The following is a 16298-nucleotide window of genomic DNA, read 5'->3' on the forward strand; positions in this document are numbered from 1 at the left end:
CAGACAGGTACATCATACCCTAAAAATGAGGCGCAATCGCGGCGGGTCGCGAGAGGTATGGTATTATGGCAACACAACCCCGGGCATGGCAGAGAATGCTGTCAGGTCGGCGTCTGGATCTGCTGGATCCGACGCCCGTGGACATCGAAATCGAAGATATCGCCCACGGACTTGCGTTTGTGGCCCGCTGGAACGGGCAGACGGACGGAGATTTCGCCTATTCCGTGGCCGAACATTCGCTGTTGGTCGAAGAGCTTTTTGGCCGGATTGTCCCCAAGGCACCGGCAAAATGGCGGCTGGCTGCTTTGTTACATGATGCGCCCGAATATGTGATCGGAGACATGATTTCCCCGGTGAAATCCGCCGTGGGTCCGGATTACGGCGCGCTGGATGATCGACTGGCTGCGGCCATCCACATCCGGTTCGGCCTGCCTGCCGAGGTGCCGAAAACAGTGAAACGGCAGATCAAAAAGGCCGACAAGATCAGCGCCTGGATGGAGGCAACCCAGATCGCGGGGTTTTCCGAGGCTGAGGCGACGAAGTTCTTTGGGCGACCGGATAGGGCGGTCATAGAAGGTTTGGAAATCCGGTTGCGCCCGGCGGTTGAGGTTCGGCGGGCGTATTCTGCGCGTCACGAGGAACTTTTAAAGAAACTGTAGCCCAAATCCCCGTATTCCACCTGGAACTTCAAGGGAAAGTGTCAGGTTCTCCAAACTGGTTTAAACCACTCTCGCTTGGCTGAATGTAGAAGTAGATCAAAACCAAGGTTCCGATCAGCGGAATGAAGGCAATCAATAACCACCAAGCGGTTCGCCCGATGTCGTGCAAACGTCTGGCCCCGATCGCCACATTGGGAAGCAACAGCCCAAGTGACACCAAAACTGAGAGCGGCTGGCCCGCGCTCGGTTCAAACGCGCCAAATCCAAGCATCGGCGCGATCAATGCACCATCGACAATTCGCGTCACCAAAAGAACAAGAAATACGGCCAGGACCCACCACCAAAAGGTCGCGCGCGAAGCGCGACCGTGGAAGTTGGCGTAATTTGACAGTGCCCGCCGAAATGCCGTCGAAAGATTATTCATGCCGCCCTCCGCAATTGGGCGGTATTCACATATCACTTTTTCTTGTTATTTGATATGCAGCCGTCTGTGCGGCCGCCGACAAACCTATACGTACGCGCCCGCCGAATAAGTCAGTTCGTACGAGTGGCTATAAAGTTCAAATACGTTCCCAAACGGGTCTTCCATGTAGACCATTCGATAAGGCTTTTCGCCAGGATAGTATTTTCGGATCTGGCTCATGCGTTGTTTTCCGCCTAACTCTTCTATGATCTTAACCCGCTCTTCCAGATTGGCGTCTTGCACGCAGAAATGAAAAAGACCGCAACGCCAATACTCAAACGGCCGTTCCTCTTCGATCGTGTTCGGAAACTCAAAGAGTTCAATGCCGGTTCCATCCCCCATCGACAGGTGGGCAATGCGGAATGAACCCCAGCCTTCACCAAAAACATCGTCACACATCTGGCCTATGGCGCTGTCGTCATGCAGCACTTCGGTGGGTTCCATGAGGACATAAAGCCCAAAGGCCTTGGAGTAGAACTCGACCGCTTTTTCAAGGTCCGGAACGGTTATTCCGATGTGGGAAAATGTTAGTGCAGACATCTTTGGAAACTCCTCGTTCAACAGCAAACAAGAGGAGGGGTATCAGCAGCCCTTGCCAATACCTTCCGAAATAGTGCGCTTGTTTGAGTTTCCACATCCAGAGAAGGGCGAATGCCAGCTTAGGTTCGATCTTAACGCGGGCTGCGCTTCGCCAAAATCCGCTGCAACGTTCGGCGGTGCATGTTCAGCCGCCGTGCTGTCTCGGAAACGTTCCGGTCGCACAGTTCATACACCCGCTGGATATGCTCCCAGCGGACGCGGTCCGCGCTCATGGGGTTTTCCGGGGGCGGGGGCAGTTCGTCGCCCTTGGCCAGCAACGCGTTGGTGATGTCGGTAGCATCGGCAGGTTTCGACAGGTAATCGGTCGCGCCGATCTTCACAGCGGCCACTGCAGTCGCGATCGCACCATATCCGGTCAGCACCACGACCCGGCTGTCGGGGCGCTTTTCACGCAGCACTTCAACCACATCCAGGCCGTTGCCATCCTCGAGCCGCAAATCGACCACGGCATAAGCCGGGGGCCGAGCGGTGGAAATGGCGCGCCCTGCCGCGACCGAGCCTGCGGTTTCAACTTCGAATCCGCGTTTTTCCATTGCTTTGGCCAGACGTCTCAGGAACGGCTCGTCATCATCGACCAGAAGCAATGATTTATCGGGCCCGATATCATACTGAGGACTGTCCGCCATATTCCGCTCTTTCCGCTGTTTCCTGCCTTCGGCCTAGCACTAAGTCATAGCAGCGCCATGACAAAGGTCAAACCGATCACGTCTGATCCAGAAAGCAGCCGACCTTGTCAGCAATCTGCTCCGCAGTGTCGTCACGTTTGAAAAACTCAAGGAACCCGTCCTCGGGCGTGACCAGATAGGTGAAGGTCGAGTGGTCGACCAGGTAATACTCGTCACTTTTGTCCTGCGCCTTGTAATAGGTCTTGTAGGCCTTGCTGGCGGCCTTGACCTGTTCGGGCGAGCCGGTCAGCGCGATCATCCGTTCATGCAGGTTAAAGGCATAATCCCCGACCACTTCGGGCGTGTCGCGATCCGGGTCGATCGAGATGAACAGGGGTGTCACAGACTGCCCGCGCTCGGCCAGAATGTCGATCGCTTCGGCATTGCGTGACATGTCAAAGGGGCAGACATCGGGGCAGAACGTATAACCGAAATAGACCAGTGTCGGTTCGGTGATCACGTCCTTGTCTGTGACAGTAGCGCCATGCGCGTTCACCAGTTCAAACGGTCCGCCAATGGCTGCTGCGCCGCCGGCGATCTGGCTGGACCGGCATTGGGCAAACTTGTCGCCCGACCCTGAACCCTGCACCAGCAGCCAGACGGTGCCCAATCCAACGGCAAGAATGACTGTAGCGAGAATGGCGTAAAGGCGGATCATGACGTTATCCTGATACCAGAGGGGTTGTTGATCGTTTCGGTCGGGACACCTATCAACATGAGGAACCGGTGCAATAGGACATAATTGACCCATGGCAGATTCCAACATCACATTTTGGCATGGTCAGGAACGCAGCAGCTGGATCCGGTTGCGCACCCTGATCCTGTTGCGCTGGGTCGCCATCGTCGGGCAGATCACGGCAATCACCGTGGCGCAGCAAACCTATCATGTGCAGCTCGAGGCCGGTTTGTGCTACCTGGCCATAGGCGTTTCGGTCATGGGCAACCTGACCGCAATTCTTCTGTTTCCCCGCAGCAAACGCCTGTCAGAGTTTGAGAACTTTCTGATGGTGCTGTTCGATCTGCTGCAGCTGGCCTTCCTGTTGTACCTGACCGGTGGGCTGAACAACCCGTTCGCCTTGCTGCTGGTCGGCCCGGTGACGATCTCGGCCAGCGTTATGAGTACCCGTTCCACCCTGATTGTCGGGGCCGTGGCAATCGTCCTGACCACGCTGCTGGCCGAGTTTCATCTACCCTTGCGCACCAATCTGGGGCTCGAATTACGAATCCCCGATATCCTGCTGTTCGGCAACTGGGCGGCGATCGTGATCGCCATCGTTTTTCTTGGCGCGTATTCGCACCGGGTCAGTTCCGAGGTGCAGTCCATGTCCGAGGCGCTTTCGGCCACGCATATGGCCCTGGCGCGTGAACAAAAACTGACGGATCTGGGGGGTGTCGTGGCTGCTGCGGCACATGAACTGGGTACGCCGCTTGCCACAATCAAACTGACCAGTTCCGAGCTTTTTGAAGAGCTGGACGACAGGCCTGATCTCAAAGAAGATGCGGCCCTGATCCGCGAACAGGCCAACCGGTGCCGCGATATTCTGCGCAATATGGGTCGGGCAGGCAAAGACGACCTGCATCTGCGCCAAGCGCCGCTTTCAACCGTCACTTTTGAAGCGGCAGAGCCGCATATCAACCGGGGCAAACAAGTGCATTTTGCCGAAGGTCCGGCGCAGGGCGGCGATGTCCAGCAGCCCTCGATCCTGCGCAAACCCGAGATCATCCACGGATTGCGCAACCTGATTCAGAACGCCGTGGATTTCGCCCGCGCCAATGTCTGGGTCGAGGCCGAGTGGACCGAAGACAGGATTACCGTCAACATCATGGATGACGGGCGCGGATACCCCTCGCAGATGATCGGACGCATCGGTGATCCGTTCATGCGGCGGCGCAGGACCGAAACCGATCAGCGGACCCGCCCGGAATACGAAGGGATGGGCCTGGGTCTGTTCATCGCGAAAACCCTGCTTGAGCGCAGCGGTGCGGAGCTGGAATTTGCCAACGGTTCCGACCCCTACCAGTCGCTGACCGACAATCCCGAACGGCGGGGTGCCATCGTCAAAGTATCGTGGCCGCGCAACCTGATTGACGCGCAGACCGGGGATACGCCGGTACCGTCCGGGCTCAACCAGCCGATCGAGGTGTGAGTTAAGAAACCGTTAACCAATCAAGACCATAGTCCGGCCCAACTTTACTGGTGTCGGAGATCATATGGCCGACTGGATCATCCTTGTCGCAATCAGTCTGGTTTCATCCTGTTTCGCGGTGCAGTGGCTGTTGCCCCGCAAGGCGCAATACGATGCCAGTTTCGGGCTGGCTTCGCCTTCGTCTTTGTTCGACACCGTCTTCCTGTTTGACGAAAGTCGCCTGATCAGCCACTCGGACATCGCTTTGACAGGGTTCGACAAAGTCGCCGAGTGGGGCGATCTGCGCCGGTTGCTGCATCGGGATTTCCCAACCTTTCCCGAAACGCCGGATTGCGTCCGAAGCGCCGGGACGCTGGTGGTCCCGGCGATCGATTGCACGGTCGGGCGCGAGGTGGTGTGTGAATGGATCGACGGCGTTGTGCGGGTTCAGTTGCGGGAACAGTGCAATGCCCCCACCCATGTAAGACGCGACGCCAATGACCCGATCCGACTTGCCATGGATCAGGCCCCCTATCCGGTTTGGCTGCTGGATCATCAGGCCAGCGTCCGGTGGTGCAACGCAGCCTATGTTTCACTGGTTCGAAAAGTGCGCGGACAGGACGCCGATTTAACAGACCCTCTGTTTCAAAGGCTGGCCGATGATATGCGCCTGAATACCAGGATCCGGGTTTCTGCAGACGTCAAAGAAAGTGACAGCAAACTTTGGTTCGATCTGACGCTGGTCGATCACGCCGAAGGGCGGCTGTGCTATGCCGTTGACATAAACGCCATTGTCGCCGCCGAAAACACGCAGCGCAAATTCGTTCAGACGATGACCAAGACCTTTGCCCAGCTGTCCATCGGTCTGGTCATCTTCGACCGCAACCGGCAACTGGCCCTGTTCAATCCGGCCCTGATCGACCTGACCACCCTGCCCCCGGATTTCCTGAGTTGCCGCCCCAGCCTGTCAAGTTTCTTTGACCGACTGCGCGATCAACACATGATGCCCGAACCCAAGAATTACCGCAGCTGGCGCCGCCAGATGAATGATCTTCTGGAAGCCGCCGAGGACGGGAATTATCAGGAAACATGGTCTCTGCCCTCCGGGTCCGTCTATTCGGTCAGCGGGCGGCCTCATCCTGACGGGGCGGTTGCGTTTCTGTTCGAGGATATCACCGCGGAAATCACGTTGACCCGAAGGTTCCGTTCGGAAATGGACCTGATGCAATCGATCCTGGACAAGCTCGCAGATGCAATTGCGGTGTTTGCCGATGACGGGACGCTGGCCTGCACGAATGATGCCTATCGCGTGTTGTGGCAGGACACAGGCCAGACCGGATTCGAACCGGAATCGGTTCTTGAGGTCACACGGCGATGGCAACAACGCTGTGCTGCAACGCCCTTGCTGGGCGAGATCCGTGATTTTGTTGAAATGCGAGACAATCGGGCCGAATGGTCCGGCGAGCTGTTCATGCGCGACGGAACGCACATCCTTTGCACCGTCAGTCCGATGCAGAATGGCGCAACCATCGTGCGCTTTGCGGACGGGAAAACCGTCAGCAAGCCTATGGTGCGACAACAGATCAGCGCCTGAACCGGGTTGCAGCCGAACGGGCGCAGGTTCATTGTGGCGCCATGACACGAACCCCACTCTCGATCACCTTGAATTCGCCGGAAGAAACTGCGGGCTTCGCAACCCGGGTCGCAGCCGGCTTGGCGCCGGGCGACACCCTGTTGCTGGAAGGTGAGATTGGCGGCGGCAAGACTCATTTTGCCCGCAGTCTGATCCAGTCCTTGATGGATGTACCCGAAGACGTACCCTCGCCGACTTTCACGCTGGTTCAGGCCTATGACACCCCGGCCGGAGAAATCTGGCATTGCGATCTGTACCGGTTAAGTGCCGTGGAAGAGATCGAGGAGCTGGGCCTGACCGAGGCATTCGACACTGCAATCTGCCTGATCGAATGGCCCGAGAAACTGGGTCCGCTTATGCCTGACGCGGCCCTTGCGTTGAAATTTCGCACCGACCCTGATTTACCCGACACAAGACACCTGACCCTGTCCTGGTCCGACCCGAAATGGGCACCCAAACTGGAGACCGCTGCATGACCAACCGCGCAGTGCTGGCCAAAGCACTGATTGAGCAAACACCCTGGGCGAACGCCTCACGCGCAGCATTGGCAGGTGATGCGTCCAATCGCCGTTATGAGCGCCTGACAGACCCGGATACCGGGCGCACGGCCGTATTCATGGACGCCCCGCCGGACAAGGCCGAGGATGTCGCGCAATTCGTGCGTGTCGCGGAATATCTGCGGTCAAACGGTCTGAACGCACCCGAAATCTATGCCGAAGACATGGAATTCGGATTTCTGCTGCTCGAGGATCTGGGCGACGATCTGTTTGCCCGTGTTCTGGAAAAGAACCCCAAACAGGAACTTGCCTTGTATGAGGCCGCAACCGACGTTCTGATCCATCTTCACAACGCGCCGACACTGTCTTTGCCGTCGTACGGGCCTTCGCTGATGACCGAGCTGGCCGCGTTGTCCTTTACCAAATATGCACAAGGTATTCTGGGTTCGCATGACGAAGACGCACGCGACCTGTTTGAACGCCGGTTCCAGGATATCCTGCACCGCGAAACTTCGGGCGCGAAAGTTGTTGTGTTGCGGGATTATCATGCAGAAAATCTGATCTGGATGCCCGATCGGGACGGTTTGCACAAAGTGGGTTTGCTGGATTTCCAGACCGCCATGCTGGGCCATCCCGCCTACGATCTGATGTCGCTGTTGCAGGATGTGCGCCGTTCAGTCTCGCCGGGTACCGAAATGCGCATGGTCAACCGGTACATCGCCGCAACCGGAATGGATGATCACGATTTCCGCACCGCGTACAGCGTTCTGGGGGCACAGCGGAACCTGCGCATTGTGGGCGGGTTCGCGCGTCTGGCGACCGAATATGGCAAACCGCACTATGTCGATCTGATCCCGGCCACGTGGTCGCATCTGATGCGGGACCTCGAGCACCCGGCGCTGGTATCAGTGGCTGATCTGGTGCGCGAATCCCTGCCCGCGCCGACACCCGAAAACCTGGCCAGGCTAAGACCGCAATGACCCGACCGCCCGAAGCTGTCATGCTGTTCGCCGCCGGGTTTGGTACCCGTATGGGGGCATTGACCAAAGACCGGCCCAAACCGCTGATCGAAGTTGCCGGCAAACCGCTGATCGATCACGCACTGGATCTGGTTAACGATCTTGGCCCTCAGCGTGTCGTTGCCAATCTGCACTATCATGCGGATCAGCTCGCGGCGCACCTGGCTCCTCGGGGGGTATTATTGTCGCGGGAATCGCCAGAAATACTGGAAACCGGTGGCGGATTGCGGGCGGCTTTGCCTTTGTTAGGGTCTGATCCGGTCTTTACTCTGAACACCGATGCAATCTGGTCGGGGCCGAACCCGCTGACATTGCTGCGCGCAGCATGGGACCCTGACCGAATGGACGCTCTTTTGATGTGTATTCCGATCGCGCAGACAATCGGACATTCTGGATCGGGCGATTTTGCGGCAGACGAAACAGGACGCATCACGCGCGGCGGAGGGCTGGTATATGGGGGTGCTCAGATCCTTCGAACGGACGGTTTGCACGGGTTTCAGCAACCGGCCTTTTCGCTGAACCTGTTGTGGGATCAGATGCAACAGCAGGATCGTCTGTTCGCCCTGACCTATCCTGGTCGCTGGTGCGACGTTGGCCGCCCCGAAGGCATCGCAATGGCCGAAGGGTTGCTGGACAATGTTTGAACCCGGCATCCTGCCCCGTGTTTTTGCGGTTCCGCCCGGGGCAGACTTTCCAAAAGTTCTGGTGCAGGGGTTAAGGGCGCGCAGTGCGGATCTTCCGCCCGAAGCGCTGGCGCGGGTGCAACTGGTGGTGAATACCCGCCGCATGGCCCGCCGCGTGAGGGACTTGTTCGATCAGGGACCGCCCTGCCTGTTGCCAAGAATCTCGCTGGTGACAGATCTGGGGGAATCGGTTGATCTGGCGCAGGTGCCTCCGGCCATTCCAGCGCTGCGTCGGCGACTGGAACTGACCCAGCTGGTGGCGAAACTGCTGGACCAACAACCCGATCTGGCGGCAAGGTCTTCCATCTTCGATCTGGCGGACAGTCTGGCCAGCCTGATCGACGAAATGCAGGGCGAAGGCGTTTCGCCCGACGCCATCCGGCAACTGGATGTCAGCGACATGTCCGGCCATTGGGCCCGCGCACAGCAATTCTTTGGCATCGCCGATCGATTCATCAACACCGGCGAAGACACCCTGGACGCGCAGGCACGGCAACGGCGCGTCGTCAATAACCTGATTGACCGCTGGCGGAACGACCCGCCCGAACACCCCATCATTCTTGCCGGGTCAACCGGATCGCGTGGCACGACCCTGATGCTGATGGAAGCCGTCGCAAGGCTGCCACAAGGCGCGCTGATCCTTCCGGGCTTCGATTTCGATCAACCGAATGAAGTCTGGGAAGGACTGGATGAGGCGCTGACCTCGGAAGATCACCCCCAGTTTCGGTTTCGAAAGCTGATGACCCTGCTGGGTTTGACACCCGGCCAAATCACCAGTTGGACCGCCGACCAGCCACCCTCACCCGCGCGCAACAAGCTGATTTCACTGGCATTACGCCCGGCACCCATCACCGACGCGTGGATGACAGAGGGCCCGCGACTGACCGATCTGGCCGGTGCAACACAGGATTTGACCCTTGTCGAGGCCGCATCCCCCCGGGGCGAAGCATTGGCCATCGCGCTGCGGTTGCGCGAGGCGGCGGAAACCGGCCAGACCGCCGCCCTGATCACACCTGACCGAATGCTGACCCGTCAGGTCAGTGCCGCGCTGGACCGCTGGAACATCCTGCCGGATGACAGCGCCGGCCTGCCCCTGCAACTGTCGCCGCCCGGCCGTTTTCTGCGCCACGTTGCCGGATTGTTCGTCCGACGACTTGAAGGTGAGGCCCTCCTGACCCTGCTCAAACACCCGCTGTGTCATGATGGCGCCGAGCGAGGGGCGCATTTGCTTCATACCCGCGATCTGGAACTGGATCTGCGGCGGTACGGCCCGCCGTTCCCCGACAGTACCAGCCTGAGTGCATTTGCGATCCGCAAGGATGTTTCGGACGACTGGGTGCGCTGGGTCACCACTCATTTCTGCGATCAGGTGGTTGCAGGTGAGCGTCCGTTGGCGGAATGGGTGGAAAACCTGCGCGCACTTGCCGAAGCGATTTCTGCGGGCAGTAAGGGCGACCCAGGCACATTATGGGACAAGAACGCTGGCCAAAAGGCCTTGTCCGTTTTGACCGCGCTGGAGAACGAGGCCCCATATGGCGGCCAAATGAACGCCCATGATTTCGCCGATCTTCTGGGCGCGTTGCTGGCAACGGAAGAGGTGCGCGACCGGGACGCGCCGCACCCTCATATCATGATCTGGGGCACCCTGGAGGCACGCGTGCAAGGCGCTGACCTGCTGATCCTTGGCGGGTTGAACGAAGGCAGCTGGCCCGAGGCCGCCGCCCCTGATCCGTGGTTAAACCGGCAAATGCGTAGTCAGGCCGATCTGCTGCTGCCCGAGCGTCGCATTGGACTGTCAGCCCATGATTTCCAGCAGGCCGTCGGCGCGCCCGAAGTGTGGCTGACCCGGGCAACCCGGTCGGATGACGCGGAAACCGTCCCGTCGCGCTGGCTGAACCGCCTGACCAACCTGTTGCAGGGCCTGCCGGATCAGGGTGGGCCCGATGCCCTGTCCGAAATGCGGGCGCGCGGCCAAAGCTATTTGCGTTGGAGCGAAACGCTGGAACGCGCGCCCGATATCGCTTCGGCGCATCGCCCCTCGCCACGCCCCCCGGTTGCCGCACGTCCGCGCCGTTTGAGCGTCACCGAAATCAAGCGGCTGATCCGCGATCCTTATGCCATATACGCCAAACACGTGCTGCGGCTGAGGCCGCTGGACCCACTGGTACAGGCTCCGGACGCGTTGTTGCGCGGCATCGTCATTCACGAAATCCTGGAACATTTCATCGAAGATAGCGTTCTGGATTCCGCCTTGCTGACGCGCGAGAACTTCCTCAAACGCGCAGCAACGTTGCTGGACCGGCACGTCGCGTGGCCGACTGCGCGGAAACTTTGGCTGGCGCGTCTGGAAAGGATCGCCGATGCGTTCCTGCTTGCCGAAACCGGGAGGCGAAGCGATGGCGGACCAGTGGCCTTCGAAACGGCAATGAAGCTGGTTCTTGCACCGCTGGACTTCACGATCGCCGGGCGCGCCGACAGGATTGATCGCAACAGCCGCGGCGCCCTGCGCATTATCGACTACAAAACCGGTGTGCCGCCGACCGAAAGCCAACAGGCCAAATTCGACAAACAGCTTCTCATCGAGGCCGCAATGGCCGAGCAGGGCGGCATCGAAGGATTCGACCCCTTGCCAGTGGCCGAGGCGGTGTTCATCGGTATGGGCGGCACCTACAAAGAGGTGCCCGCGCCGCTGGCCAAGGAACCTGCCGACAAGGTTCTGGCCGAGCTGAAAGAGCTCATTTCCGCTTATTTAGAGCCTGATCAGGGCTTCTCGTCGCATCGGATGCTGCACAAGGACACTGATATTGGCGATTATGATCATCTGGCGCGGTTCGGGGAATGGGATCGCACTGACGAAACGGTGCCCGAGGACCTGACATGAAAGCCTGCAACGATGCAACCGAACGGCAGGTGCAGGCCGCGCGACCCGATGCCTCGACCTGGCTTGCCGCCAACGCGGGGTCCGGCAAGACGCGGGTTCTGACCGACCGGGTGGCCCGGTTGCTGCTAGGCGGCGTGCAGCCGCAGCATATCCTGTGCCTGACCTACACCAAGGCCGCCGCCAGCGAGATGCAGAACCGGTTGTTCAAACGCCTTGGCGAATGGGCGATGTTGGGCGATTCCCAGTTGTTGGCGCAACTGACCGAACTGGGGGTTCCGGGCATCATTGACCCCGGGCGGCTGGCGCAGGCCAGAACCCTGTTCGCGCGTGCCATCGAAACACCTGGCGGGTTGAAGATACAGACGATCCACTCATTCTGCGCATCGCTTCTGCGGCGCTTCCCGCTTGAGGCTGGCGTCAGCCCCCAGTTTGCCGAAATGGAAGACCGCGCAGCCGCCCTTTTGCGGGAAGAAATCATCGAAGACTTTGCCGAAGATCCACAATCCGGGTTGGTCGAAGACATTGCCCGGTTTGTCACGGATACCGGTTTCGACAAGTTGACGGCCGCCATCGCGCAAAAGAGGCACCTGTTTTCTCATCATCTAGATTGGGACGCGCTGCTGAAACGCTTTGACCTGCCGCCTGGTTTCGACGACGACGCCCTGTCGCGCAGCGTCTTTCTGGGCGGTGAGGTCGATTTGATCCAGTCACTACTGCCTGCGTTGACCGAAAGCGGCGGCAACAATGCCAAGGCGGCGGCCAAGCTTACAGGATTCACCGAGGCGCGGATTGGGAATCTGCCGCTACTGGAATCCGTTTTACTGACGGGAAAAGGCGCAAAGGAGCCCTTTGCCGCCAAAACCAACAGCTTCCCGACCAAGGCTCTGCGCGAGGGCGCCCTTGCGGACCGGATGCCACAGCTTGAGGCGCTGATGCTGCGTGTCGAAGCCGCGCGGGAAAAGCGGCTTGCATTGACGGCGGCGCAGAAATCGCGGGTTCTGCATCGTTTCGCGTCCGCTTTTCTGCCGGAGTACGAAAGACGCAAGCAATTGCGCGGCTGGCTGGACTTTGATGACCTGATCCTGCGCGCGCGCCATGTGCTGAACGATCCGGCCGTGGCGGAATGGGTGTTGTATCGATTGGATGGCGGCATCGACCATATCCTTGTGGACGAGGCACAGGACACAAGCCCGGATCAATGGGATGTGGTTGAAAAACTGGCACAGGAATTCACCAGCGGTGAAGGGGCCCGGTCCGGGGTCGAACGTACAATTTTTGTAGTCGGTGACAAGAAACAGTCGATCTATTCCTTTCAAGGCGCCGACCCGCAGGCCTTTGACCGGATGCAGGCGGAATTTGGGCGAAAACTTCAAGAATCAGGCTCTAAACTGCAGGATTCAACACTTGAATTCTCGTTCCGGTCCTCCAGCGCCATTCTGACGCTGGTCGATATCCTGTTTAAAAACAAGACCGATGCAGGGTTTCACAAGGACTCGCTGCACCGCGCCTTCAAGGCAGATCTTCCCGGTCGCGTCGATCTGTGGCCGGTCGTGGAAAAGGTCGAGGATGAAGAGGACGGCGACTGGACCGATCCGGTCGACCGGCCCGGCGCACGCCATCACACAGTCATTCTGGCGGAACAGGTGGCACATTCGATCAAGGGCATGATCGAAAGTGGTGAAACCATTCCGGAAGATGGCGAAGACCCAGGCAGCTTTGTACGTCGACGGATTGAACCGGGCGATTTCCTGATCCTGGTGCAGCGCCGCTCGGACCTGTTTGCCGAAATTATCCGCGCCTGCAAGGCACAAGGCTTGCCCATCGCCGGGGCAGATCGGCTGAAGGTCGGGGCGGAACTGGCGGTCAGGGACCTTGCCGCGTTGCTGAGTTTTTTGGCCACGCCCGAAGACAGCCTGTCACTGGCCACGGTTCTGAAATCCCCGTTGTTTGGATGGTCGGAACAGCAGCTTTTTGATCTGGCGCACCGCCGCTCCGAGGAGTTTCTGTGGGCGGCGCTGCGCAAGCGGGCAGATGAGTTTCCCGAAACCTGTGCCGTTTTGAACGATCTTCGGGCTCAGATCGACTTTCTGCGCCCCTATGACCTGATTGAGCGTATCCTTACGCGTCATGACGGACGGTGCAAACTGCTGGGCCGTCTGGGGGCCGAAGCCGAGGACGGTATCAACGCGCTTTTGTCGCAGGCGCTGGCCTACGAGCGGACGGATATTCCCAGCCTGACCGGATTTCTGGTCTGGATGCAGACCGACGATCTGGAAATCAAGCGCCAGATGAGTGGTGTGGGCAACATGATCCGCGTTATGACCGTTCATGGCTCAAAAGGGCTGGAAGCCCCAATCGTGATCCTGCCGGACACCGGCAAGCGGCAACCGCCACGCGATGCCGAGATCATGGTTGCGGATGATTTGCCCTTGTGGAAAGTCCCCTCGGACGCATCGCCTGTGCTGATCTCGCAGGCGCGAAACACGGCGCGGGAACGGGAAGAAAGCGAACGGCTGAGATTGCTGTATGTGGCTCTGACACGGGCCGAAAAGTGGCTGATAGTGGCTGCGGCGGGCGATGTGGGGCCGGCGGACGGCAGTTGGTATCAGATGGTCAAGGGCGCATTGGAACAGGCGGGCGCCACCCGGTTGCCGGGAACAGACACACTCAGGCTGGCGCATGGCGACTGGGACGGACTGGCTCTGACGGAACAGGAGCAGTACGTGGCAAGCACGACGGACTTGCCGCAGATGTTTCTGCGGCCCGCCGGGGAAGCACCCAAAACAGCGGAGACAATAAGCCCTTCTGATCTGGGCGGTGCCAAGGCTTTACCCGGTGATGCTGGTCTGGACGAAGACGCCGCCAAGCTGCGCGGAACGCAATTGCATTTGCTGCTCGAACACCTTCCATCCGTTTCTCAGGAACGCTGGGCTCAGCTTTGCGCCCGCCTACTGCCTGATATGCACGAAGCGGAGAGGCTGGAGCTGATGGCAGAGGCAACGCGCGTGCTGACCTGCGACCGGCTATCCTTGGTGTTTGCGCCAGATACATTGGCCGAAGTTCCGATCTCGGGCGAATTGAACGGCCAACGGATGCACGGTGTCATTGACCGCCTGATCGTGACGGAAGCCGAAGTTCAGGCGATTGATTTCAAATCGAATTTCACTGTCCCTGACACTGCAGAGCAATGCCCCGAAGGCCTGTTGCGCCAAATGGGTGCCTATGCTTGCGCGTTGTCGCAGATTTATCCCGGGCGCACTATCCGCACCGCGATCCTTTGGACCCGAACCGCCCGGCTCATGTGGCTGCCACACGATCTTGTGACAGATGCTCTGACCCGCTCCCGCGTATCTTGACGTTGCCTGCATCGGCCCCTACGTTCTCAGCCCGAGTTTACCCCATTCAGGAGACAGAATATGTCGACCGTTGCCGTTACTGACGAGACCTTTGACGCCGAAGTCAAGAATTCGGATATCCCCGTTGTAGTGGATTTCTGGGCAGAATGGTGCGGACCCTGCAAGCAGATCGGTCCGGCCCTGGAAGAACTGGCTGCAGAATATGGCGGCAAGGTAAAAATTGCCAAAGTTGACGTGGACAGCAACCCGAACGCTGCCGCCGCCATGGGCGTGCGTGGTATTCCGGCCCTGTTCATTTTCAAGGACGGTCAGGTGGTATCCAATCGCGCTGGTGCGGCACCGAAGGCGGCGCTGCAAAGCTGGATCGACGAATCCATCTGACCCTGTGAATTTCGGCAGAAGACGCCCCGTTTCCGCGGGGCGTTTTTTTTGGCCATCTGGTTAGAAGGGGCTGCGAATTTACCAGTATTCCCTGGACTGCCCGACATCGCACGACTGGATATTTGACCCAAGCCCCGCAACTGTCACCAAAGGGCCATTGCACAACACCTGCATCACTTGTCCTTACCTGAAAGGGCGTATTTCAATGCGTTAGCGCATCCGGTTTTCAGGGTGCCCTGGCCAAAAGTCTGACAGGAGGGTCGTCAAATATGGCAAAAACTCGGGTTCTGGTTGAATTCGGCATGGGGACGTCTTTGCGGCGCAAGGACTATACCGAGGCTGCGTTGCGGGCCATCAAGGATGCATTGTGGCACAACTCCGTCAATATGGCCGAGCTGTTTAATTTCCCAAAGCAAGCAATGATCATCGATGCGCAAATTGGTGTGCAGCAGCCGGACAAGGTCGACACTCAGGCTCTGAAAGACGTGTTCCCTTACGGGCAGCCCAATATCACGGTGACGCGTGGCGGTCTGGACATCGACAAACCGCATTCCGATGGCTGCACGGTCATCGCCAACGCGGCCGTCATCGTTTCCTTCGATATGGAGCCTGCGCAATGACCGAAAAACGCATCATTCTGGAAATGGGAACCGGAAATGACCTGTACGGTCAGGATTACACCAAGGCTGCGCGCCGGGCGGTTCAGGACGCGTTGCATCATTCTTCGATCACGCTGTTTTCGAAGCTGGGTATCGATCACTCGGAAATGCGGGTCCAGGTGACAATCGGCGTTCAGAACCCAGATCTGGTGGATTGCGATCTGGTCGCCGCCGATCTGCCCCGGGGGCGGGCGCAGGTGCGCGCCGTCAAGGGCGGACTGGATATCGAAGACAGCGACGCCGGCACCCGGCATGTTGTTGCGACCGCCGCCATCGAGGCCTTTTTGCCGGATCAGTCGGGAAAGTTCGTGCAGACCTGAAAAAGAAAAAAGCCGCTCGGTCGAGCGGCTCATCTCATGGTCTGACTTGCCTTGAAATCAGAGGTTTTTGATGTCGGCGCGGGTCAGGCCGATATCATCCAGCTGGGCGTCGGACAGAACTGACAGCGCCTTGCGGGTCTTGCGGGATTCGTTCCACTGTGCGGCAGCTTCGAAAGCTCCGGTGAATGCGTCCACTACGTGCAGGATGGTAGCTGCTCCGAGCGGCGCATGGATGTTTGCGGTGGTTGCCATTTGCGCATTCCTTCTAACAGAAACAGCCGACCCGTTGTCGGTTGTGATCCTCATCTAGTATGCCCGGCACGGACTCACAAATGCTGGTCTGGTAAACCCGCAAT

16 protein-coding genes are annotated in these 16298 nt (G+C 59.0%); 11 read left to right on the forward strand and 5 right to left on the reverse strand.

What is annotated here, in order from left to right; genetic code table 11:
* The first annotated feature begins 65 nt into the window (after positions 1-65).
* Positions 66-659, forward strand: a complete 594-nt coding sequence (locus ACR0MI_RS04795; protein WP_170612822.1) for an HD domain-containing protein — start codon at positions 66-68, stop codon at positions 657-659.
* A 28-nt stretch (positions 660-687) separates the two neighbouring features.
* Here ACR0MI_RS04795 and ACR0MI_RS04800 read toward each other — a convergent pair whose 3' ends face one another.
* From ACR0MI_RS04800 to ACR0MI_RS04815, 4 genes are all read right to left on the reverse strand, one after another.
* Positions 688-1083: a DUF805 domain-containing protein gene (locus ACR0MI_RS04800; protein WP_170612820.1), complete on the reverse strand. Its 396-nt coding sequence runs from the start codon at positions 1081-1083 to the stop codon at positions 688-690.
* A gap of 84 nt (positions 1084-1167) precedes the next feature.
* Positions 1168-1662, reverse strand: coding sequence for a lactoylglutathione lyase family protein (locus ACR0MI_RS04805; protein WP_170816841.1), 495 nt, complete (start codon positions 1660-1662; stop codon positions 1168-1170).
* A 131-nt stretch (positions 1663-1793) separates the two neighbouring features.
* Positions 1794-2348 carry an ActR/PrrA/RegA family redox response regulator transcription factor gene (locus ACR0MI_RS04810; RefSeq protein WP_170612816.1) on the reverse strand — a complete coding sequence of 185 codons (555 nt, stop codon included), beginning with the start codon at positions 2346-2348 and terminating at the stop codon, positions 1794-1796.
* Between the two features lie 76 nt (positions 2349-2424).
* Complete coding sequence (locus ACR0MI_RS04815; protein ID WP_170612815.1) at positions 2425-3045, reverse strand: SCO family protein; 621 nt, start codon at positions 3043-3045, stop codon at positions 2425-2427.
* Positions 3046-3136: 91 nt separating this feature from the next.
* Here ACR0MI_RS04815 and regB point away from each other — a divergent pair, with 91 nt between their 5' ends.
* The 10 genes from regB (at position 3137) to ACR0MI_RS04865 (ending at position 15942) form a co-directional block, all read left to right on the forward strand.
* Positions 3137-4534, forward strand: coding sequence for a sensor histidine kinase RegB (gene regB / locus ACR0MI_RS04820; RefSeq protein WP_170612813.1), 1398 nt, complete (start codon positions 3137-3139; stop codon positions 4532-4534).
* Between the two features lie 64 nt (positions 4535-4598).
* On the forward strand, positions 4599-6107 hold the full coding sequence (locus ACR0MI_RS04825; protein WP_480853782.1) for a PAS-domain containing protein: 1509 nt from the start codon (positions 4599-4601) through the stop codon (positions 6105-6107).
* A 41-nt stretch (positions 6108-6148) separates the two neighbouring features.
* The gene (gene tsaE, locus ACR0MI_RS04830; RefSeq protein ID WP_170612809.1) at positions 6149-6622 is read left to right on the forward strand and encodes a tRNA (adenosine(37)-N6)-threonylcarbamoyltransferase complex ATPase subunit type 1 TsaE; all 474 of its coding nucleotides are present in this window, start codon (positions 6149-6151) and stop codon (positions 6620-6622) included.
* On the forward strand, positions 6619-7623 hold the full coding sequence (locus tag ACR0MI_RS04835) for a phosphotransferase (RefSeq protein ID WP_170619065.1): 1005 nt from the start codon (positions 6619-6621) through the stop codon (positions 7621-7623). The genes tsaE and ACR0MI_RS04835 overlap by 4 nt, the downstream gene beginning before the upstream one ends.
* Positions 7620-8306 carry a nucleotidyltransferase family protein gene (locus ACR0MI_RS04840; RefSeq protein ID WP_170612805.1) on the forward strand — a complete coding sequence of 229 codons (687 nt, stop codon included), beginning with the start codon at positions 7620-7622 and terminating at the stop codon, positions 8304-8306. The genes ACR0MI_RS04835 and ACR0MI_RS04840 overlap by 4 nt, the downstream gene beginning before the upstream one ends.
* Positions 8299-11226 carry a double-strand break repair protein AddB gene (gene addB / locus ACR0MI_RS04845; protein ID WP_480440967.1) on the forward strand — a complete coding sequence of 976 codons (2928 nt, stop codon included), beginning with the start codon at positions 8299-8301 and terminating at the stop codon, positions 11224-11226. Before ACR0MI_RS04840 ends, addB begins: the two co-directional genes overlap by 8 nt.
* Positions 11223-14582: a double-strand break repair helicase AddA gene (addA, locus tag ACR0MI_RS04850; RefSeq protein WP_170816844.1), complete on the forward strand. Its 3360-nt coding sequence runs from the start codon at positions 11223-11225 to the stop codon at positions 14580-14582. The genes addB and addA overlap by 4 nt, the downstream gene beginning before the upstream one ends.
* A gap of 60 nt (positions 14583-14642) precedes the next feature.
* Entirely contained in the window at positions 14643-14963 is a 321-nt protein-coding gene (gene trxA, locus ACR0MI_RS04855; RefSeq protein WP_170612799.1) for a thioredoxin, read from the forward strand.
* 269 nt (positions 14964-15232) lie between these two features.
* Positions 15233-15583, forward strand: coding sequence for a Lin0512 family protein (locus tag ACR0MI_RS04860; RefSeq protein WP_170612797.1), 351 nt, complete (start codon positions 15233-15235; stop codon positions 15581-15583).
* Positions 15580-15942, forward strand: a complete 363-nt coding sequence (locus ACR0MI_RS04865; RefSeq protein WP_170612795.1) for a Lin0512 family protein — start codon at positions 15580-15582, stop codon at positions 15940-15942. The genes ACR0MI_RS04860 and ACR0MI_RS04865 overlap by 4 nt, the downstream gene beginning before the upstream one ends.
* Before the next feature lie 57 nt (positions 15943-15999).
* Here the strand turns inward: ACR0MI_RS04865 and ACR0MI_RS04870 are convergent, their stop codons facing one another.
* Positions 16000-16194, reverse strand: coding sequence for a DUF1127 domain-containing protein (locus ACR0MI_RS04870; protein WP_170612793.1), 195 nt, complete (start codon positions 16192-16194; stop codon positions 16000-16002).
* Between the last annotated feature and the right edge of the window lie 104 nt (positions 16195-16298).

The sequence above is a fragment of the Ruegeria sp. D4 genome (assembly GCF_056534475.1).